Here is a 20,463-nt window from a genome sequence, read left to right as displayed (position 1 = left end):
AAGGTCATGTGGCGAAATATCGGGAAACTATTCTATATTCAACACCACAACTACAGGAGCGCACCACGTATGGACCATTTTCCGATCTTCCTTGCAACCGAAGGACGCCGCATTGTCGTCTCTGGGGGTGGTGATGCGGCATTGGCCAAACTGCGCTTGCTGCTGAAAACCACGGCGCGCATCACAGTTTTTGCGGCCAACCCCGCGCCCGAGATCGTGCAGTGGGCTGCCACCGGCAAGCTGACGCTCACACCGCGCCGCTTTGACCATGGTGACACCATCTGCGCGGCACTCTTTTATGCGGCCAACGAGGATTCCGCCGAAGACAAGCGCACCGCCGCCATTGCGCGTGCCGAAGGTGCGTTGATCAATATCGTCGACAACCTTGGCGATAGCCAGTTCATCACCCCCGCCATCGTGGACCGCGATCCGGTAACCGTGGCCATCGGCACCGAAGGGGCTGCGCCTGTGCTGGCCCGCGCCATCAAGGCGGACCTTGAGGAGCGGTTGCCCACGGGTCTTGGCACCCTTGCCCGTATTGGCAAAGCCTTTCGCAACGCGTCTTACGCCCTGCCCTTTGGCCGTGCGCGGCGCGACTTTTGGCGCGATTATTATTTCAACGCTGGACCCAAAGCGATGCGCGAGAGCGAACAGCAAGTGCAGCCAGCGCTTGACGCGCTTCTTGAGACCCACCTGAACAAAACCGCCCGCAGCGGCCATGTGGCCTTTGTCGGCGGCGGGCCGGGCGATCCTGAACTGCTGACGCTCAAAGCCCGCCGCGCTTTGGACGAAGCTGACGTGGTGATTTATGACCGCCTGATCTCGCCCGAGATTCTTGAGCTCGCACGGCGTGAAGCTGTGATGATCGACGTTGGCAAGGAAGGCTTCGGCCCCTCCACCTCGCAAGAGACGATCAATGCCCTGCTGGTCGAGCATGCCCGCGAAGGTGCACAGATTGTTCGGCTTAAATCCGGCGATGCTACAATCTTTGGCCGCTTGGATGAGGAGATCGACGCCATCGACGCCTATGGCATCGGCTGGCACATCGTGCCCGGCATCACCGCCGCCTCTGCCGCCGTGGCTTCCATCGGTCAGTCGCTGACGCGCCGGGGCCGCAACGCATCCGTGCGACTGTTGACGGGCCACGATATGAAGGGCTTTGCCGATCACGACTGGGCCGCATTGGCCAAGCCGGATCAGGTCGCCGCAATTTACATGGGCAAGAAGTCCGCCCGTTTTGTCCAGGGTCGGCTCTTGATGCATGGTGCCGACCGCGCAACGCCCGTGACGGTGGTCGAAAACGCCTCGCGCCCCGATCAGCGCGTGCTTGAAACGACGCTCGCCACAATGGCTGACGATATCACAGCCGCCAGCATGAGCGGCCCTGCCCTTACCTTCTACGGTCTTGCGCCCCGCGCGGCAGCGCTGGCCCTGACAGACCTTCCAATCGAGGAAACAGCATAATGCCCAAAGCTTTCACCCCAAAAGTTGTCACAGCCAACGCGCTCTTGGAGGGCGATGTGATCTATCTTACCGCGACCGGCTGGACCCGCGATCTGGCGCTTGCCGAAGTGCTGACCGATGAAGCGGATGCCGACCTTCGACTGATCGAAGCCTCCGCACAGGTGGATCACGTTGTCGGCGCATATCTCGCCAATGTGACCGTCATCGACGGCATTCCGACCCCCGTGCATTTCCGCGAAGACTTCCGCGCGACCGGCCCGTCCAATTACGCCCATGGCAAGCAGGCCACACGGCAACAGGAGCAGTTCTGATGTACCACTACACCGATTTTGACGCCGCCTTCCTTGCAGAACGCAACGCCCAGTTCCGCGCCCAGGTTGAACGCCGCATCGACGGCTCGTTGACAGAAGATGAGTTCAAACCGCTGCGCCTGATGAATGGCCTGTATCTGCAACTGCATGCCTATATGCTGCGGGTGGCGATCCCCTATGGCACGCTGAACAGCCGCCAGATGGAGAAACTTGCCGATATCGCGGACAAGTGGGACAAGGGCTACGGCCATTTCACCACCCGCCAGAACATCCAGTACAACTGGCCGCAGCTGCGCGATGTACCCGATATGCTCGACGCGCTGGCCGAGGTGAACATGCACGCCATCCAGACCTCCGGCAACACGATCCGCAATGTGACCGCCGACCATTTTGCCGGTGCCGCCGCTGACGAAGTCGCCGATCCGCGCCCGGTGGCCGAGCTTATTCGCCAGTGGTCCACAGATCATCCCGAATTCCAGTTCCTGCCACGCAAGTTCAAGGTCGCCGTCACAGGCGCGCAAGCCGACCGTGCGGTAATCAAGGCCCATGACATCGGCTTGCAGATTGTGTCGCAGAATGGCGAGATCGGGTTCAAGGTCATTATCGGTGGTGGCCTTGGCCGCACGCCCATGATCGGCAAAGTGCTCTATGATTTTGTCGCACAGGCGGACCTGCTGCCCACTATCGAGGCCATCGTCAGCGTCTACAACCTGTTGGGACGCCGCGACAACAAGTACAAGGCGCGGATCAAGATCACCGTCCACGAGAACGGCATCGAGGACATCCGCAGCCGCGTGGACGCCCGCTATGCGCTCATCCGCGACGAGTTCACCGGTGTCGACCAGCAGATGCTTTCGCGGATCGAATCCGACTTTGCCGCACCCGAGTTTCGCAAAGGGGACGACACCCCTTACCACACCGCATACCAGCACGACCCGCTGTTCCGCAGTTGGGCCGATACCAACATCGCAGCCCACAAAAATCCCGACTACGCCATTGTTTCGATCTCGCTCAAGGCGCATGGCAAAACGCCGGGGGATGCATCCTCACGCCAAATGCGCTTGATGGCAGGACTGGCCAAGCGTTACGGCCACGACGAGCTGCGCATCAGCCACGAGCAGAACGTGATCCTGCCGCATGTGCACCGCGGCGACCTGCCGTCGGTCTATTACGCGCTCAAGGCCGAGGGGCTCGGCACCGCCAACATCGGGTTGATCAGCGACATCATCGCCTGCCCCGGCATGGATTACTGCGCGCTTGCGACAGCCCGCTCGATCCCAATCGCCCAGGAAATCGCCACCCATTTCGACGCACTAAAGCTCGAGCATGAAGTCGGTCCGCTCAAGATCAAGATCTCGGGGTGCATCAATGCCTGCGGCCACCACCATGTGGGCCATATCGGCATCCTCGGTCTCGACCGCGCTGGCGTGGAAAACTACCAGATCACACTGGGCGGTGACGGCACCGAAGACGCCCATATCGGTGAGCGCGCGGGCCCCGGTTTCTCGGCCGACCAGGTTATTCCGGCGGTGGAGCGTATCGTGATGGCCTATCTCGACCTGCGCAACGAGGCCTCCGAGACCTTCCTGCAAACCTACCGCCGTCTCGGTCTGGCCCCCTTCAAAGCCGCTCTCTATCCGGAGGCGCGGGCTGATGCCGCTTGACACGCCCCCCCTTCACCCCTTTGAAAATACCACAGCGCAGACAGATGACGCGCTCATCCAGCCCTCGGCGACGGTGGCACGTCTCAACGTTCAGATGCGCCACCACGCGGCGCCTGATGTGATGCGCGCAGCCATCAACGCGGTGCCAAATCTGGCGCTGGTCTCCAGCTTCGGGGCTGAATCCGTGGCGCTGCTGCATTTGGCTTCGCGGGTGAAAAAGGATCTGCCGATCCTGTTCATCGACACGGAAATGCTTTTTCCCGAAACGCTGGCCTATCAGCGCGATGTCGCACGCAAGCTTGGCCTGACCAAGATCACCGTGATCCGCGGGGCTGATATTGCGGCACAGGACCCTGATGGGACGTTGCACAAAACGGACCCGGACGCCTGCTGTGCCCTGCGCAAAACCGCGCCCCTAAATGCCGCGCTTCAGCCGTTTGACGGCTGGATCACCGGGCGCAAGCGCTTTCAGTCCGGCACACGGGCGCAACTGCCGCATTTCGAGACCGAAGAGCGCAGCGATGAGGCAGGCACGCGCATCAAGGTCAATCCGCTGGCCTTCTGGCAGGCCGAAGACGTGGCCGACTACATCGCCGAGAACAACCTGCCGCGCCATCCGCTGGTCGCGCAGGGCTACCCCTCCATCGGCTGCGCGCCCTGCACATCAAAAGTAGCACCCGGCGAAGACCCCCGAGCGGGCCGCTGGCGCGATCAATCCAAAGACGAATGCGGCATCCATTTCATAGATGGCAAGGCCGTCCGCAAAGGAGCATCCTCATGACCCAAGTAATCAATGACACCGGCTTTGTCCCCGACGACTGGGCGGACGGCTTTTGCTCCACTGGCGCGGCCAACGACTGTCGTGCGCTGCATCTGGCCTCGGACACACAGCCCGACCAGATCGAGCTGCAACCCAGCATCGCAATGATCCGCATTGATTTTCCGTCGGCTGCGGACGGTCGTGGCTTCAGCATTGCCAAAGCGCTGCGCCTGCGCGGCTATGCGGGCCGTCTGCGCGCTCATGGCCATGTCATTGCCGATCAATACGCAATGGCCCGCCGCTCGGGGTTTGACGAGGTTGAAGTGACCGACGAGATCGCCGCCCGCCAGCCTGCGCCCCAATGGCTGGCCCGCGCCGATTGGCAGGCGCACGACTATCAGTCCCGGCTGCGCGGCACACCTGCGCCCTAGGGGCCGATTGCACAAACCCCTCCCCTCTTCTAACAGTAAGGGCGCAAGCCCTTCCGCTTGCGTGAGTGAAACTAATGACAAAGCAGACCGCCGTGAACCAGACCGCCGCCAAACCCGTGCCGACCCTGCCTGACGCGCAGACCGTTACATCCGTCACACACTGGACGGACCGGCTCTTTTCCTTCCGCGTCACGCGGCCTGCGTCCTTGCGCTTTCGGTCGGGTGAATTTGTAATGATCGGCCTGATGGGGGATCCGAACCCCGAGACGGGGAAGCAAAAGCCGCTGTTGCGCGCCTATTCCATTGCCTCACCCGCCTGGGATGATGAACTGGAGTTCTATTCCATCAAGGTGCAAGACGGCCCGCTGACCTCGAAACTGCAGCACATCCAGCCGGGAGACGAGATAATCCTGCGGCCCAAGCCCGTCGGCACGCTGGTCCATGACGCGCTGCTGCCGGGTGACCGGCTGTGGCTTTTCGCCACGGGCACCGGGTTTGCACCTTTTGCGTCGTTGCTGCGCGAACCCGAAACATACGAGAAATTCGACGAGGTCGTCGTCACCCATACCTGCCGCGATGTGGCGGAGCTGGAGTATGGCCGCAAGCTGATCGAAGATCTGCAAGCAGATGAAATGATGCAGGAATTGATCGGAGCCGAGAATCTGGCCAAGATCCGCTACTACCCGACAACGACGCGCGAACAGAGCCCGAAGATGGGGCGCATCACCACGTTGTTGCAGGACGGAACCGTGTTCCGCGATCTGGGCATAGAGGGCATTAACGTGGATACGGACCGGGCAATGGTCTGCGGCAGTCTGGATTTCAACAAGGACATTCTGGCCGTTCTCGAAGGCTTCGGCCTTGAGGAAGGGGCGAATTCCGACCCCAAGCACTTTGTCATCGAAAAGGCGTTCGTCGGCTAAACCGACCCGCTCGCAAAGCGAAGGCCGCGCCCGATACCTCGGACGCGGCCTTTTTTTGTGTATGGCGAATGGCTTACAGGCCAAGCGCTTCGCGGATTTTTTCCAAGGTAACCTGCAGCAATTCAGGGTTGTTCTGCGCTTGCTCCAGACCTTTGGTCAGCAGCGTTTTCTCGATCGTGCCCAATTCGGACTGTTCAACCATTGCAGAGACCTTCTCCATGTCGAAGCCCTCAACGCTCAGCAATTGCTGGATCAACGTGGTGTCTTCCGCAGTCTGGGTGCCTTCTGCGAGCGCCTGTGCGGCATCCACGGCTTCTTCTGTAGTGGCCGTATCTGCTGCCTGCGTTTCGGCACCGGACGTTTCGGTTGTCGCTGCGTCGTCAGCAGTTGCCGCTGGCTCAGTCGCCATCTCTTCGGTCGAGTCCTGAGCGGTATCGCTTGCGGCGTCAGATGCTGCTGCGGCGGTTTCTTCTGTAGCAGTGGCTAGATCGCTGGCCGTATCGCTTGTGGCTTCTGCCGCGTCCTGCGCGGTTTCAGTTGCGGCTTCGGACGCTTCGGCAGCAGTCTCTTCTGCCGCGGTGGCGGCATCGCTTGCCATCTCGGTTGTGGCCTCTGTCGCATCCTGGGCGGTTTCGCTTGCCGCTTCAGATGCCTCGGCAGCTGTCTCTTCTGCTGCAGTCGCCGCATCGCTTGCAGTCTCGGTTGTGGCCTCTGCCGCATCCTGAGCGGTTTCGGTTGCTTCTGCCGCAGTCTCTTCGGTCGCTGTAGCTGCATCGTTTGCGGCTTCGGTCGTCGCATCAGCGGCTGAGTTAGCCGCATCGTCGCCCTGCTCCAGCAGGCTCTGCGCGCTTTCCGTCGCGGCCGCTGCACCTTCGGATACGGCGTCCACGGCATCACTTGCCGTTTCGGACACAGCATTGGCGGCGTCATTTGCGGTTTCTGACACGGCAGCCACAGCGTCGGTTGTTGCCTCGCTCACGGCGGTCGCAGCATCGCTGGCAGCCTCTTGTGTGGCCTCGACAGCATCACTCACGCTTTGCGCGGCCACGTCCGCAGCCTCGCCCGCCGCTTCGGTGGCAGCCTCCAGGGCTTCGGGCGCGTTGACGGCTTCGGCAGTCTCCGTCACGACTTCATTCGGCGTTTTGCCGGAATACAGCATATATCCGCCAGCCGCGATGATGCCCGCAACTATGATCCAAACCAGATTTCTCATTGTTAAGTCCCCTTGCTAGTGGCCCCCCGTGCAAAAAAACCGCACTAAAAGGCTATTGTGGACCAAATGCGCGGGTGCATCAAAAGGTTCAAGGGTAATTTCCATTTTAACCTCCCCCTAGCGCGCAATTAGCGGCTTGAAGACTCCCTGCGCGGAAGCTACTTTGCTGTCTCGAACATGTCGTGAACAATCAAAGGACGATCACCATCGCTCGCAGACCACATAATGCGCCGCCCCAAAGAGACACTGGCCCGCGCGTCAATGAGAATATTCGCTCAAATGAAATTCGCCTAATCGGCGCCGACGGCGAGAACGTAGGTGTTGTCACCCCGTCCCGCGCGTTGGAGATGGCAGAAGAAGCCGGCCTGGATCTGGTTGAGATTTCGCCAAACGCAAATCCTCCGGTCTGCAAGATCATGGATTTTGGCAAATTCAAGTATGAGACGCAAAAGCGCGAAGCCGAAGCGCGCAAGAAGCAGAAGATCATCGAGATCAAAGAGGTCAAGTTTCGTCCGAACACGGATACGAACGATTATGACGTCAAAATGCGCAATGTTTTCAAATTTCTTGAGAACGGCGACAAGGTCAAGATCACACTGCGTTTCCGGGGCCGCGAGATGGCGCACCAGAACCTAGGGCGCGAGCTGTTGGAGCGTGTTGCCGAAGACACCAAGGAACACGGCCGCGTAGAAAACTTTCCGAAAATGGAGGGTCGCCAGATGGTGATGCTGATCGGGCCGCTCCCCAACAAGTAATCCGGCTGAATTAATAGAGTACATGAAAAGCCCCCGCAGATCGCTGCGGGGGCTTTTGCGTTTTAGCGCAGGAGCGATGTGATGTTGCGGACAACGGCGCGTCTGTTCGCTTGCTCGGATGTTTCTGTCAGAACCTTGAGCGCGCTTTCACCGTAGCCCTGAGTGATCATGTTTGCCGCGGGCACGTCGAAATATTCGGTCAATGCCAGCGCTACCGTTTCAGCGCGGCGGTCGGACAGAGCCAAGTTGTAAGTCGCATTGCCCACTGCATCGGTGTGGCCTTCAACCAGAATAACGGTACGGGGGTCTTCTGCCACCAGACGCGCAAGTGTGCTGCCGATGTTGGCGAGACTGCGGGCTTGTTCGGGGCGAATTGCCGCCGATCCGGTTTCAAAGCGGACAGCGTCCAGTTCCAGTTCAGGTGCCAAAGCGCGAACCTGCCGGATGTCCCGCACCTGACGCAAGGAGAAACGCTGCATGTTATCTGCCCGAAGCTGTGCCTCCAGCGCGGCCCGCAGCGCATCTTCGTTCTGCACGCCAACGGCCGCAGCAGTTTCCCGAACCTGCGGCAATTCACTCACGACCACCTCTTCTTCCTGCGCGAGATCGTCGAACAGCACATATTCATTCCCTTGCGCGTCAATGTTGATGCGGCGCAGGACAGAGCCATCGCGGCCCTGAATAGTCACGATCTGCGATCCATCGGGCTTGGTTACGATGTTGCGCGACGAGCCATCGTTGAATGTTTCGGTCGAGACCTGATCACCTGGGCGGCGGATCAGCGCATCTTCGTCCTTCAGCACGCGCAGGTCGCCATTTGGATCTTCGACAACCACACGATCACCGGACCGGCTGACGATCTTGTCTCCGTTTTTCAAAACCGATCCGACGACCACCGCACCAAGCCCCAACAGCAACGCTTTCTCGAACTTGCTCAACCCATCGTCTTCGTCGGTTTGCTCGGTCGCTGCAGCTTGATCACCGGTTACCGCTGTTTCAAATTCCTCGCTGGATGTGCGCACGTCCTCTTCGGTGATATCTTCGGTCACAACCTCTTCCGAGGGGGCTTCGGCAGCGGCAGCGGCGGCAGCATCAAGCTCGGCCTGACGTTCGGCTGCCCGCTGCTGACGCAGAGCTTCACGGTCGATCTCCGCCTGAGCCTCTGCTGCAGCAAGATCCTCTGCCGTTTTCTCAGTCGCTGGGCTGTCAGTAGCGGCTTGTTCTGCCGCGGTTTCATCCGCTGCAGTCTTGTCGGCCGCCGCTTGATCGGCTGCTGCTTGATTTGCCTCAGCTTGGTCGGCTGCTGCTTGGTCGGCTGCTGCCTGATCAGCTGCTGCCTGATCCGCCGCTGCTTGATCCGCCGCTGCTTGGTCTGCCGCTGCTTGATCGGCCGCCGCTTCATCGGCCGCTGCTTGGTCGGCTGCTGCTTGATCGGCTGCTGCCTGGTCGGCCGCCGCTTGGTCTGCCGCCGCTTGATCCGCCGCCGCTTGGTCGGCTGCTGCCTGGTCGGCCGCCGCTTGATCTGCCGCCGCTTGATCCGCCGCCGCTTGGTCGGCTGCTGCTTGGTCGGCTGCTGCTTGATCTGCCGCTGCTTGGTCCGCTGCGGCCTGATCGGCTGCCGCGTCATCTGTGGCCGCTTGATCCGAGGCTTCTTCTGGTAAAGCCTCTTCCAGCAGTGGCGCGATCTCTTCGGATGTGTTGATCACCTGATCGTCTACCACACAGGGGAAGACCACTTGCGTTCCGTCCAGTGCACAGGTTTCCGCATCTTGCGCCACGACGGGCATCGGTATCGCCAAGGCAAGGCTCATGCCCAGAGCGGTTGTGGATTTCATAAGGTTTCTCATTTGCGTTCTTCTCCCATATCGGCGCCACGCGGGCGGTTGTGGGTTAACGCTTATGCGCGCTGCCCGTTCCACCGGGCCTTATGAAAAGCGAAAAGCCGCGCACCTTTCGGCTCGCGGCTTTCCCTTAAATTCGGTTTGAGAGAGCCTAGCTCATCGCAGCAACCGCCCGCTTGGTCATCACCCCGATCAGATGCGCGCGATACTCGGCACTGCCATGCAAATCGCTGATCATGTCGTCCGCGCTGGCCTTGAGATTCGAAACTGCGTCGGCAGAAAAGTTCGACGAAAGCGCCGTCTCGGCCTCGGTCCAGCGGAACACGCCATTATTAGAGGCGCCCGTCACTGCAACCCGCACACCGTCCGCGAATTTCGCAACGAAAACCGCGACCAGTGGGAAGCGTGATGCTGGCTGGATGAACTTCTCGTAATGCGCCTTCTCCGGCACCGGGAATTTCACTTCAGTCACGATCTCGCCTTCTTCCAGCGCCGTCTCGAACATGCCCAAGAAGTAGTCATCCGCTGCAATCTCGCGGCTGTTGGTGCAGATGGTCGCGCCGCTGCCAAGCGCCCCTGCCGGATAACAGGCAGAGGGATCGTTGTTGGCAATTGAGCCACCGATGGTACCACGGTTGCGCACCGCCGGGTCTCCGATGCGCGCGGCAAGAGAGGCCAGTCCGGGATAATGCGCTTCGGCCTCTTTCATGACCGTGGCATGGGTGGTCGCGCCGCCGATGCAAAGTCGACCCTCGTCGTCCATGCAGACGCCCTTCATCTCGTCGATGGCGTGCAGCGACACCAGCGTCGAGGGCATGGCAAGCCGCGCCTTGAGCGTGGGGATCAATGTCTGCCCCCCGCTCAGCGGCTGCGCCTCGTCTGCCGTCAGCGCCTGAACGGCATCCGCTATGGTCGTGGGTTTCGCGATATCAAAATTATACATGCGTTTTCCTTTCCGTTCAGGCGTTTGGTTTTGCGTTGGATGCGGTAACACCGACCTTCGCCGCCGCTTCCGCGCCGCCGTGCATTGCCGCCCAGACCCGCTGTGGGCTGACTGGCATATCCATGTGCGGCACGTCAAATCCGCCGGACCGCATCGCGTCCAGCACCGCGTTCACAACTGATGGAGGTGATCCGATGGCACCCGCCTCCCCACAACCTTTCACGCCCAATGGATTGTGCGTGCATGGGGTCTGGCAAGAGTGATCGACATCATACATCGGCAGATCAGAAGCGCGTGGCATTGCGTAGTCCATGTAGGACGCGCTCAGCAACTGGCCTTCATCATCATAGGCGCAGTTTTCCATCAGCGCCTGTCCGATCCCCTGGGCCAGACCGCCGTGGACCTGTCCGGTGACGATCATCGGGTTGATGACGTTGCCGAAATCATCCGCCGCCGCGAACCGTTCGATGGTGACATGGCCCGTGTCGGGGTCCAATTCCACCTCGCAGGAATAAGCACCGGACGGATAGGTAAAGTTTGACGGATCGTAGAAGGCCGTCTCTTCCAGACCCGGTTCGATATCATCCAGCGGATAGTTGTGCGGGACGTAAGCCGCCAGTGTTACATCGCCCCAGGCCACAGATTTATCCGTACCCGCGACGCTGAACGCACCATCCTTCAGCTCGATATCCCCTTCCGAGGCTTCCAGCAGGTGGCTGGCGATCTTCTTGGCCTTGGCGATGATTTTCTCGGTTGCCCGCACCATAGCAGAGCCGCCCACCGCGATGGAGCGCGAACCGTAGGTGCCCATGCCCATCGGCACTTTGGAGGTATCGCCGTGCACGATGTCGATCATACTTTCGTCGATGCCGATCATCTCAGCCACGACCTGGGCAAAGGATGTCTCGTGTCCCTGCCCGTGGCTATGTGATCCGGTCATTACGACCAAGCCGCCGGTGGCGTTCACGCGAACGGTTGCGGATTCGTAAAGACCCGCACGGGCACCAAGCTGGCCCACAAGGTTGCTGGGCGCGATGCCGCAAGCCTCGATGTAGCAGTTGACGCCAAAGCCACGCAGTTTGCCCTTGGCTTCACTCTCGGCACGACGCGCCGCAAAGCCGGCCATGTCGGCCATCTCTTCCAGCTTGTCCATCGTGGCAACGTAGTCACCGGTGTCGTATTCCACCGCCACAGGCGTGGCGTATGGGAATTCGGTGATAAAGTTCTGACGCCGCAAGGCAATCGGATCGACGCCAAGCTCATGCGCGCATTTATCCACCAACCGCTCTAGCTGGTAAGTCGCCTCGGGCCGGCCCGCGCCGCGGTAGGCGTCAACAGGTACCGTGTTGGTAAAGACCGCTTTGACGTTCACATAGATGAGCGGCGTCTTGTAGTTGCCCGCCATCAGCGTGCCGTGCAGCCATGTCGGAACCGACGGAGCGAAGGTGCTAAGGTAGGCACCCATGTTCGCGTAAGTGTCTGTGCGCAAAGCGGTAAAGTTGTTGTCTGCGTCCAGTGCCATCTGGATCTTGGTGACATGGTCACGCCCGTGTGCATCCGAGATGAACGCCTCTGAGCGGGTCGATGTCCATTTGACCGGGCGGTTGATCGCTTTGGCGGCAAAGGTACAAAAGGCTTCTTCCTGATAGTGGAAGATTTTTGTACCAAAACCACCGCCCACGTCGGGAGCGACTACGCGCAGTTTGTGCTCCGGGATGCCCAGCACGAATGCACCCATCAACAGACGGATCACATGCGGGTTCTGCGACGTGGTATAGAGCGTGTGCTCACCGTCCGAACGGTTGTAATCACCAATCGCGACACGCGGCTCCATTGGGTTGGCGACCAGACGGTTGTTGGTCAATTCAAGCGTCGTGACATGTGCCGCATTCTTGAATGCTTCGTCTACCGCACCTTTGTTTTCCTCAACAAAACCCCAGTCGTAGCACAGGTTCGAGGTCAGTTCGTCATGCACCTTGGGTGCACCTTCCTTGACCGCATCCTTCATGTTGATCACGGCGGGCAGTTCGTCGATCTCGACAACAATCGCCTCGGCCGCGTCGCGCGCCTGGGCCAGCGTGTCGGCGACAATAGCGGCAATCGGTTCGCCCACGTGGCGCACCTTGCCATGGGCCAGCACCGGGTGCTTGGGCTCTTGCATCGCCTCGCCGTGTTTGTCGGTCACCTGCCAGCCGCAAGGCATGCCACCCACGGCCTCGAAATCCGCGCCGGTAAAGATTTGCACAACGCCGGGCATATCCGCCGCTGCGGAGACATCCACATTGGTCAGTGTGCCATGCGCCACATCAGAGCGCAGAAAGTGCACATAAGCCTGCCCGCGCATGTTGATGTCGTCGGTGTAATTTCCATTGCCGGTCAAAAACCGGACGTCTTCGCGCCGCTTGCTGCTGGCACCAATTCCGCCGTCCTTAGGCATATTAATTCCTCCCTGAAATGGTGCGTTTTATGCACCTTACCTATGCGGGTCGCGTGGCAGATGCACATCTGGCGCATCCCCCGGCCCGCTTGTCTTGGTCTGTCTTATTCAGCTGCGATCGCGCTGACATCCTGACCGGATGCGGCCATGATCGCCTTGACGATGTTGTGGTACCCCGTGCAGCGGCAGATGTTGCCGTCCAGATAGTGGCGCACCTCTGCCTCTGTCGGTTTGGGGTTGTCCTTGAGCAATGCCGCCGCGGACATCACCATGCCGGGTGTGCAGAACCCGCACTGAAGCCCGTGGTGATCCTGAAACGCCTGCTGGATGACGTTGAGCGACCCGTCCGCGTTTGCCTGCCCCTCGATGGTGGCAACCTCTGCGCCATCGGCCTCAATCGCGAACATGGTGCAGGACTTTACTGCTTCGCCGTTCACATGCACCACGCATGCGCCGCACTGGCTGGTGTCACAGCCGATGTGAGTGCCGGTCAGGCCCTGATCGTCACGCAGAAATTGAGCCAATAGCGTGCGGCCTTCCACGTCACCGGACATGGTTTTGCCGTTCACTGTCATTTTGACCTGAGTCATTTCATCCTCCCTGAGATATTTCTTGTTTGATCGGAGTTAAGCACGGGCCACGCCCCATGAGAACCGGAAAATTGGCCGCAGCCCACAACTTAAGCAGAGAATGTTTCGATCCATCCGGCTTTGACTGGGTTTCTTACGACCTTGGTCGCAAAGCAGCGGTCCCATTTTTCGCCCAAGATGCCCCTGTTGCACGTAAAGGTGCGAATCCCGCGACGGCTGGCGGGCCGTATCAGTCCTTTGGTGGCTTGCGCCGCGGCTGCGGGCGTGTGGGTATCTCCTTGAGCAAGCCGCCCACGCCCATGCCCGCGATGTCATCCGCGCTGACCGGCACGCCGCAAATGACCCGGCTCAGCACCCAGTCCGCCCCGTTCAGCGCAGGTGCCCGCGCGCATCCCGGCAGTCCGATGACAGGTCGCCCCGCGAGATCGCCCAGAAACAACAAATTGCCCGGATCGACGGGCATCCCGAACCGCGCCACCTGCCCGCCCGCATGGCGCAGCGCCGAGGGTGCCACGTCATAGGGATCAGACGTTGCGGAGCCGGTGAGAATCAACACCAGATCACCCGGTGCCACGCGCAAAGCGGCGGTCAGGTCTGCGCGGGTATGGGGGACCGTGACCACGTCTAGCAGTTGCACGCCCAAAGCGGTCAAGCGATCCTCGATCGCCTGACGTCCCTTTTCGCCGGCGCCACCGGGGATTTCCGAAATGATCAGGCTGGCGGTTTTCAGGACTGGCGCTGCCAGCGCGATGGCACCGTTCGGCCCCGCGGCTGCAATCGCCTGCGCCAAGGCGTCCGATGTAACAGCGTAAGAGATGATTTTGATCGTGGCCACCATGCCGCCCGCTGCCATCTGTTGGAAAGCAGGCACCGTGGCGATTGTGATCATCGGATCGATGCGGTTGATCGCCTCGAGTGCTGCCACATCAAGCTGTACCACGCCGGGTCCCGCTGCCAGCAGGTTCACACGGCCTGTGAACGGCTCTGTTACGGTCAATCCTGATTGCGCAGAAACCACCGCTGCGGCCAAAGCGGCAGCGGCCGGGTTCTCGCCCAGATCACCGGGTTCAAGCCGGGCGACGATCACGCTATCGGCCCCGGCGGCATGCAAGTCTGCCACGTCTTGCGCCGACAGAACGCGACCCTTGCGCAGCCGCCCCTTGGTCAGCGCAACTGAATGGGCCAGCACGGCACCTTCGGCTTGCTCCAGCGGGACAGGGCCGAATTTCACGACTGTCTCAGGGTCTGGATCATCTGCGCGAGGATGGACACGGCAATCTCGGCCGGGCCTGCCGCCCCGATGTTCAGCCCGACGGGCCCTGCGATCCGGCCAATCTGGTCGGGGGTAAAACCTGCCTCCGTCAACCGCTCGACCCGCGATGCATGGGTGCGTTTGCTGCCCAATGCGCCGATGTAGAAAGCAACCGAGCGCAGGGCGACGTTGAGCGCAGGATCGTCCAGCTTGGGATCATGGGTCAACAGCACCACCGCACAGCGGGCATCTACGCCGATCTCTGCCAGCGCCTCGTCCGGCCAATCGTTGATCACGCGGGCTTGCGGAAAACGCGCAGCCGAGCCGAAGGCCTCGCGCGGGTCCACGATGATCGCGTCAAAGCCTGTTGCCTGCGCCATGCCTGCCAGCGTCTGTGCGATATGCACGCCGCCCACGATGATCAGGCGCAAGGGCGGATTGTGAATGGCGACGAACGTCTGGCCGTCCTCGCTGACGCCGGAGCGGTCCATGCGAAAGCGGTCTGCGTGGCCGTCATAGACCAAGGCCCGCTCCAATCCGTCCAAAGCGACCTCGTAGGCGACTTGCTTGCGGGCCGCCCGCGCCTCGACCAGTTCGCGCAGCATATCCAGTGGCATTCCGCCGTCGCCGATGGGTTCGACCAGCACCCGGATGTTGCCGCCGCAGGCCAGCCCCACCGCAAAGGCATCACCATCGCTGACCCCGTATTCAAGCATTCGCGTGCCGCCGCGCTCCAACACCTCAAGCGCTTCGAGCACCACAGCCCCTTCGACACAGCCGCCGGAAACAGAGCCTTCCATCGCGCCGTCGCCCGCGACGACCAGTTGCGCACCGACCCGGCGCGGCGCAGAACCCCACGTCTCGACCACGGTGGCCAGTGCAGCACCCTTGCCCGCCTCGGCCCATTCCAGCGCCTGTTCCGGTGCATTCTCGCTGTGTAGCATGTGATCCTCCGCTTGCCGCCGCACCAAGGCAGGGTGCGCCTTGCGGCTTTGGCACGGATCGTAGGGCGCCCCCGTCCGCTCCTCAATCAGATAAAGCATCGGGCAGATATAGCATCGGGACATAAAGCAGGACCATCGCTTGCACACCGCCCCTGCCCCCACTACATCTTGGGTACCACGAAACACACGCCGGAGCGCCCGATGCCAATGCAAGCCCAAGAGATCGAAGACCTGATCCGCGCCGCCTTTCCTGAGGCCGAGATCACCGTGCAAGGCAATGACGGGGTGCATATGGCAGCGATGGTGGTGGACCCTTCGTTCAAGGGCATGAACCGGGTGCAGCAGCAGCGCGCCGTCTATGCCGCGCTGAAGGGCAAAATGGACGGCCCCAGCGGGGAGTTGCATGCGCTGGCGCTGACCACAAAGGCACCGGACTAAACCATGTGGATCTGGGCGTTGGCTGCAGTCGTGGTTGTAGTGGCGGGCATTTGCCTGTCGCAATACCGCGCGGCCAACGCTCAGCACCGCCCGCTTGCCAGCCGGCAGCCGGAACGGCGCGAAGTCACCGTGCCGCTGGGCATGGAAGCGATGGACCTGACCGAGGTCAGCCGTACCAACCGGCGCAACGAGAGCCTTGAGCGGGGCCAGACAAACTGGCTTGGCCGCAACGGCTTTTTCGGACGGGCCGACACAGATGTGGCCCCGCTGGCCGACGATGAAACATATGCCGCGCGTTACTATGACGCGTTCCAGAAAACCAAGACAAAGGATTGACCCCATGAGCGATGCCGCCACACGGATCAAAGAGACCATCACCAACAGCGATGTTGTGCTGTTTATGAAAGGCACGAAGTCGATGCCGCAATGCGGCTTTTCCAGCCGCGTTGCAGGCGTGCTGAACTATATGGGCGTGGAATATTCCGACGTGAATGTACTGGCCGATGAAGACCTGCGTCAGGGGATCAAGGATTTCTCCGACTGGCCCACCATCCCGCAGCTCTATGTCAAAGGCGAATTCGTCGGCGGTTGTGACATCATCACCGAGATGACGCTGTCGGGCGAATTGGATACTTTGTTCGAAGAAAACGGTCTGACCTACGACAAGGAAGCCGCTGACAAGATCCGCGAAGCCAACGGCTAAAGCCGCGACCCAACACACTGCTGCCGCACAGAGCGGCGGTTGCAAGCTATTCTAGCTGCGTACCGTTCCCTCCATTGGATGGAACGGTTTCTTATACCCGCGATCGAAAACTATCTTATCTCAGCGGCGCGTTTTCTTATCTCAGCGGCGCGTTCTGTTAACCTTGCAGTCGCGTGCTCTATTGTCCGCCTGTCGATCCGCGAAGAGCTTGTGTTGAGCAGCTTTCTAATGATGGGTAGCACGTTCTAGGTGCTCTCCTATTAGTCTATCTCAGACAGCCCGCTGAGGGATATTCTTTAGCTGTCTGGTTCGGCTAGCCAATCTGCCGATGATCGCCTGCCTCGCATGCCGTTACGTCGTCCGGGAGGTTGGGGCGCTGCATCGGTCAGTGTCCCCCTAAGTGTCCTTGGACAATGCCGAGTCGGTCCTGCTGAACTGCGATGTCGCAAGCCAACTCGCGGTCAGCTTTCCTATTCGGGTCTTGCCCAAGACCGCGGACTGACCCTAGCCCGCCTTCTCTTCTACCGCTGCGGCGAGCGCTTCGGCCTGTGCGGCCAGTTCGGCCAGTGTTTCGGTCACTTGTTGCGGGACGACTGGCACTTCAATGCGCTCCGGCTCGACCGTGGCATTGCGCAGACCGGCCAATTCGGCTTCACGCTCCGCCAGCTCGGCGCGGACTTCGCTGATCTTGTCCTCGACGCTTGCGGTCTTGTCGGCCAGCAGCAGACCCGCCATCAAGAGCATACGCGCTTCCGGCATCCGGCCCACCTGATCGCTCAGCACCTGCGCTTCGTCGTCCAGCATTTTGGCGGCAGAATGCAGATAGCTCTCTTCGCCTTCCTGACAGGCCACCTCAAACTGGCGGCCACCAATTGTGATCCGTACTTCGGGCATCAGGTGTTCTCCTCGTTCGTAGGCTCATAGGGCTGTCCGGCAGTGTCCAGCAGCGGTGTGAGCGCTGCCAGAATGGCGCTTGTTTCAGCCACATCGGATGCTCGTGCGGCCCGCAGGCCCTCAAGTTCGGCCAGCATGGATTTGTTGATCAGGTGCGGGTCGCCTACGCCTTCAAGGTTCGCCTCGCGCAGGGCATCACAGGTTTCGACCAGCTGCGCATTGGCATGGCGCAGACGCTGCAATTCGACGTCAAGCTGCGACATCCGCGCTTCGCCCTCGTCCAGCTGGGCACGCAGGCTGGCCATTTCAGCATCGAATTTGGTTTTCAGCGCGCGCACACGTTCTGTCAGCTGCGCGTTGGCGGTGCGCTCGTCTTCCAAAGCCTGTGCTGTTTCGGGGTCAGGGCCGGCGGGCGCGGTCGCGATCTTGTCCAGACCACCGGCCACCCGGTCCATCGCGGATGCGATGCGGCGTTGCAGCTCGTCTATGTTACTCATGTCCAGGTCCGTCCCCCAAATCTGTCTTTCGCGCCACTGCGCCGCTGCGCGTACCGCATGCCATGTTCCAGATCAACAAGGTCCGGTTCAAGGGGCGAATCGCAAAAACGGCAGGCTTTGGCCAATCCTACCCAAAGAATTGACCGAATGCGCCCCCCTTTCAGAACAGCCACTTGAACGGCGAAGTTGAACCGATCCGGTAAGGCTACGTGCTCAGGCACCCCGCTTTGGCTTGAACTTTGCCGACCTGCTGGTATGCACGCACGAAACATGCCCTCTGACAGGTAAGGAAGCCTCCCTTGGATCTTAACGCTCTGCGCACTGCGAACCCCGACCACTGGTCCAAAGCCACCGCCATCCGGGCGCTGACACTGGACGCTGTTGCTGCCGCCAACTCCGGCCATTCGGGCATGCCGATGGGCATGGCGGATGTGGCGACGGTGTTGTTTGAAAAGCACCTGAAATTTGACGCGGCCAATCCGCTTTGGCCTGACCGGGACCGGTTCATCCTGTCGGCGGGCCACGGCTCCATGCTGATTTATTCGCTGTTGCATCTGGTCGGTGACGCGCAGTTCCCCATCGAAGAGATCAAGAACTTCCGCCAGGCTGGCGCACGCACCGCAGGACACCCGGAAAACTTCCTTGCCGACGCGATCGAGACGACCACAGGTCCGCTGGGCCAGGGCATCGCCAACTCCGTCGGCTTTGCGATGGCAGAAGAGATACAGCGCGCCACATACGGTGCCAAGGTTGTGGATCATCATACCTATGTCATCGCCGGCGACGGTTGTCTGATGGAAGGTGTGAGCCAGGAAGCGATCACGCTGGCAGGCCGGCATCAGCTGAGCAAGCTTATCGTGATGTGGGACAACAACAACATCACCATTGATGGCCCCGTTACCCTGTCCGATCGCACCGATCAGGTGGCGCGTTTTGCCGCCGCGGACTGGCATACGATTGAAATCGACGGCCACAATCCTGATGAGATTGACGCGGCGCTGACAGAGGCTCGTGCCTCTGACAAACCCACGATGATTGCCTGTAAAACGCATATCGCTCTGGGCCATGCTGCACAGGACACGTCCAAGGGCCACGGCGCGCTGACCGACACAGACCAGATGGCAGCCGCCAAAGCCGCATATGGCTGGACCACCGGCCCGTTCGAGATTCCCGCAGATGTGAAGTCTGCCTGGGAAGAGATCGGCAAACGCGGCGTGGCCGAGCGTGAAGCCTGGGAAGAGCGGTTCGACAAGATGCCGCGCGCCAAGCGCGAGACCTTTAACCGTGCGCTGGCGATGGACGCGCCGAAAAAGCTGAGCGCCACCATCAAGGCCTTTAAAAAGCAGATGTCCGAGACCGCGCCCAAACTGGCCACCCGTGCCTCCTCGGAGAAGACGCTGGAAGTGATCAACCCGATCATGGCCGAGACTGTTGGCGGATCTGCTGACCTGACGGGATCAAACAACACCAAAACCGCTGATCTGGGTGTTTTCGACACCGATAACCGGGCGGGCCGCTATATCTATTGGGGCATCCGCGAGCACGGCATGGCCAGCGCGATGAACGGCATGGCGCTGCATGGCGGCGTCCGGCCCTACGGCGGGACTTTCATGTGTTTTACCGACTACGCCCGCCCCGCGATGCGTCTGTCTGCGCTAATGAAGGTCCCCACAGTCTATGTGATGACCCACGACTCCATCGGTCTTGGCGAAGACGGCCCAACCCACCAGCCGGTCGAGCATCTGGCAATCAGCCGTGCCACGCCCAACACCTATGTTTTCCGCCCCGCCGACACGGTCGAGACGGCAGAGGCTTGGGAAATTGCGCTGACGACAAAACAGACGCCATCGGTTTTGTCGCTGACCCGTCAGGGTCTGCCCACCGTGCGGCTTGAGCACAAAAACAACAACCTTGTCGAGAAAGGTGCCTATGTGCTGGCTGACTCGGAAGGCAAGCGTCAGGTTATCTTGATTGCCACCGGCTCCGAAGTGCATCTGGCGATGGAGGCCCGCGAGATGCTGCAGGCCGAGGGCATCGGCACACGGGTTGTTTCCATGCCCTGCATGGAGCTTTTTGCGGCGCAGGACGATGCCTACCGCAAGCGTATCCTGCCAGGTGGTGCCGTACGCGTGGGCGTCGAAGCAGGCGTGCGCATGGGATGGGACCAGTGGCTTCTGGGCGAACGTGGCAAATTTGGCAAAGCCGCCTTTGTCGGCATGGACAGCTTTGGTGCCTCAGCCCCCGCCGAGGAGCTGTTTGAGAAGTTTGGAATCACGGCTGCAAGTGTCGCGCAAGCGGCCAAAGACCTGCTTTAAACCGAATATAACTAACCTGCCCCGCTCTTTGTTAATGGAGCGGGGCAGGATTTAGGCATAATTCGGCGCATCTATGTTGCCCAAACAG

General features: G+C 60.7%; 20 protein-coding genes. 11 read left to right on the top strand and 9 right to left on the bottom strand.

What is annotated here, in order from left to right; translation table 11 throughout:
- The first annotated feature begins 69 nt into the window (after positions 1 to 69).
- The 6 genes from cysG (at position 70) to Z945_RS0114070 (ending at position 5,553) form a co-directional block, all read left to right on the top strand.
- Positions 70 to 1,464, top strand: coding sequence for a siroheme synthase CysG (gene cysG, locus Z945_RS0114095; RefSeq protein WP_025052749.1), 1,395 nt, complete (start codon positions 70 to 72; stop codon positions 1,462 to 1,464).
- Positions 1,464 to 1,775, top strand: coding sequence for a DUF2849 domain-containing protein (locus tag Z945_RS0114090; protein ID WP_025052748.1), 312 nt, complete (start codon positions 1,464 to 1,466; stop codon positions 1,773 to 1,775). Before cysG ends, Z945_RS0114090 begins: the two co-directional genes overlap by 1 nt.
- The gene (locus tag Z945_RS0114085) at positions 1,775 to 3,439 is read left to right on the top strand and encodes a nitrite/sulfite reductase (protein ID WP_025052747.1); all 1,665 of its coding nucleotides are present in this window, start codon (positions 1,775 to 1,777) and stop codon (positions 3,437 to 3,439) included. Before Z945_RS0114090 ends, Z945_RS0114085 begins: the two co-directional genes overlap by 1 nt.
- Positions 3,429 to 4,220, top strand: a complete 792-nt coding sequence (locus tag Z945_RS0114080) for a phosphoadenylyl-sulfate reductase (RefSeq protein ID WP_025052746.1) — start codon at positions 3,429 to 3,431, stop codon at positions 4,218 to 4,220. Before Z945_RS0114085 ends, Z945_RS0114080 begins: the two co-directional genes overlap by 11 nt.
- A complete protein-coding gene (locus Z945_RS0114075; RefSeq protein ID WP_025052745.1) occupies positions 4,217 to 4,630 on the top strand; it encodes a DUF934 domain-containing protein in 414 nt (137 codons plus the stop codon). The genes Z945_RS0114080 and Z945_RS0114075 overlap by 4 nt, the downstream gene beginning before the upstream one ends.
- Positions 4,631 to 4,704: 74 nt before the next feature.
- Positions 4,705 to 5,553 (top strand): ferredoxin--NADP reductase, encoded by an 849-nt coding sequence (locus tag Z945_RS0114070; protein ID WP_025052744.1) that lies wholly within the window; start codon positions 4,705 to 4,707, stop codon positions 5,551 to 5,553.
- Positions 5,554 to 5,626: 73 nt separating this feature from the next.
- On the opposite strand, the gene Z945_RS20630 is transcribed toward Z945_RS0114070, so the two are convergent.
- Complete coding sequence (locus Z945_RS20630) at positions 5,627 to 6,766, bottom strand: hypothetical protein (protein ID WP_025052743.1); 1,140 nt, start codon at positions 6,764 to 6,766, stop codon at positions 5,627 to 5,629.
- A gap of 182 nt (positions 6,767 to 6,948) precedes the next feature.
- On the opposite strand from Z945_RS20630, the gene infC reads away from it, so the two are divergent.
- Positions 6,949 to 7,521, top strand: coding sequence for a translation initiation factor IF-3 (gene infC, locus Z945_RS0114060; RefSeq protein ID WP_081781005.1), 573 nt, complete (start codon positions 6,949 to 6,951; stop codon positions 7,519 to 7,521).
- Positions 7,522 to 7,583: 62 nt separating this feature from the next.
- Here the strand turns inward: infC and Z945_RS0114055 are convergent, their stop codons facing one another.
- The 6 genes from Z945_RS0114055 to Z945_RS0114030 all read right to left on the bottom strand — a co-directional run bounded on the left by Z945_RS0114055 (position 7,584) and on the right by Z945_RS0114030 (position 15,528).
- On the bottom strand, positions 7,584 to 9,356 hold the full coding sequence (locus tag Z945_RS0114055; protein ID WP_241434508.1) for an OmpA family protein: 1,773 nt from the start codon (positions 9,354 to 9,356) through the stop codon (positions 7,584 to 7,586).
- A 157-nt stretch (positions 9,357 to 9,513) separates the two neighbouring features.
- Entirely contained in the window at positions 9,514 to 10,305 is a 792-nt protein-coding gene (locus Z945_RS0114050) for an FAD binding domain-containing protein (protein WP_025052740.1), read from the bottom strand.
- 16 nt (positions 10,306 to 10,321) lie between these two features.
- A complete protein-coding gene (locus Z945_RS0114045) occupies positions 10,322 to 12,742 on the bottom strand; it encodes a xanthine dehydrogenase family protein molybdopterin-binding subunit (protein ID WP_025052739.1) in 2,421 nt (806 codons plus the stop codon).
- Between the two features lie 104 nt (positions 12,743 to 12,846).
- Entirely contained in the window at positions 12,847 to 13,332 is a 486-nt protein-coding gene (locus Z945_RS0114040; protein WP_025052738.1) for a (2Fe-2S)-binding protein, read from the bottom strand.
- Between the two features lie 229 nt (positions 13,333 to 13,561).
- Positions 13,562 to 14,563: a molybdopterin-binding protein gene (locus tag Z945_RS0114035; protein WP_025052737.1), complete on the bottom strand. Its 1,002-nt coding sequence runs from the start codon at positions 14,561 to 14,563 to the stop codon at positions 13,562 to 13,564.
- On the bottom strand, positions 14,560 to 15,528 hold the full coding sequence (locus Z945_RS0114030) for an XdhC family protein (RefSeq protein WP_025052736.1): 969 nt from the start codon (positions 15,526 to 15,528) through the stop codon (positions 14,560 to 14,562). Before Z945_RS0114030 ends, Z945_RS0114035 begins: the two co-directional genes overlap by 4 nt.
- A gap of 201 nt (positions 15,529 to 15,729) precedes the next feature.
- Between Z945_RS0114030 and Z945_RS0114025 the strand changes: the two genes are divergently transcribed.
- Genes Z945_RS0114025 through grxD form a run of 3 tightly spaced genes read left to right on the top strand, consistent with a single transcriptional unit; the run spans position 15,730 to position 16,669 of the window.
- The gene (locus Z945_RS0114025; RefSeq protein ID WP_025052735.1) at positions 15,730 to 15,966 is read left to right on the top strand and encodes a BolA family protein; all 237 of its coding nucleotides are present in this window, start codon (positions 15,730 to 15,732) and stop codon (positions 15,964 to 15,966) included.
- A 3-nt stretch (positions 15,967 to 15,969) separates the two neighbouring features.
- Positions 15,970 to 16,302, top strand: a complete 333-nt coding sequence (locus Z945_RS0114020) for a hypothetical protein (RefSeq protein ID WP_025052734.1) — start codon at positions 15,970 to 15,972, stop codon at positions 16,300 to 16,302.
- A 4-nt stretch (positions 16,303 to 16,306) separates the two neighbouring features.
- Complete coding sequence (gene grxD / locus Z945_RS0114015; protein WP_025052733.1) at positions 16,307 to 16,669, top strand: Grx4 family monothiol glutaredoxin; 363 nt, start codon at positions 16,307 to 16,309, stop codon at positions 16,667 to 16,669.
- Between the two features lie 504 nt (positions 16,670 to 17,173).
- On the opposite strand, the gene Z945_RS0114005 is transcribed toward grxD, so the two are convergent.
- Both Z945_RS0114005 and Z945_RS0114000 read right to left on the bottom strand, forming a co-directional pair.
- The gene (locus tag Z945_RS0114005; RefSeq protein WP_025052732.1) at positions 17,174 to 17,563 is read right to left on the bottom strand and encodes a cell division protein ZapA; all 390 of its coding nucleotides are present in this window, start codon (positions 17,561 to 17,563) and stop codon (positions 17,174 to 17,176) included.
- A complete protein-coding gene (locus Z945_RS0114000; protein WP_025052731.1) occupies positions 17,563 to 18,060 on the bottom strand; it encodes a hypothetical protein in 498 nt (165 codons plus the stop codon). The genes Z945_RS0114005 and Z945_RS0114000 overlap by 1 nt, the downstream gene beginning before the upstream one ends.
- 299 nt (positions 18,061 to 18,359) lie before the next feature.
- Between Z945_RS0114000 and tkt the strand changes: the two genes are divergently transcribed.
- Positions 18,360 to 20,375 (top strand): transketolase, encoded by a 2,016-nt coding sequence (gene tkt / locus Z945_RS0113995; RefSeq protein WP_025052730.1) that lies wholly within the window; start codon positions 18,360 to 18,362, stop codon positions 20,373 to 20,375.
- Positions 20,376 to 20,463: the final 88 nt, after the last annotated feature.

The sequence above is a fragment of the Sulfitobacter noctilucae genome, from assembly GCF_000622365.1.
Taxonomy (GTDB): Bacteria; Pseudomonadota; Alphaproteobacteria; order Rhodobacterales; family Rhodobacteraceae; genus Sulfitobacter; species Sulfitobacter noctilucae.
Note: the sequence above shows the minus strand (reverse complement) of the source record. Positions and strands in the feature narration are given on the sequence as shown.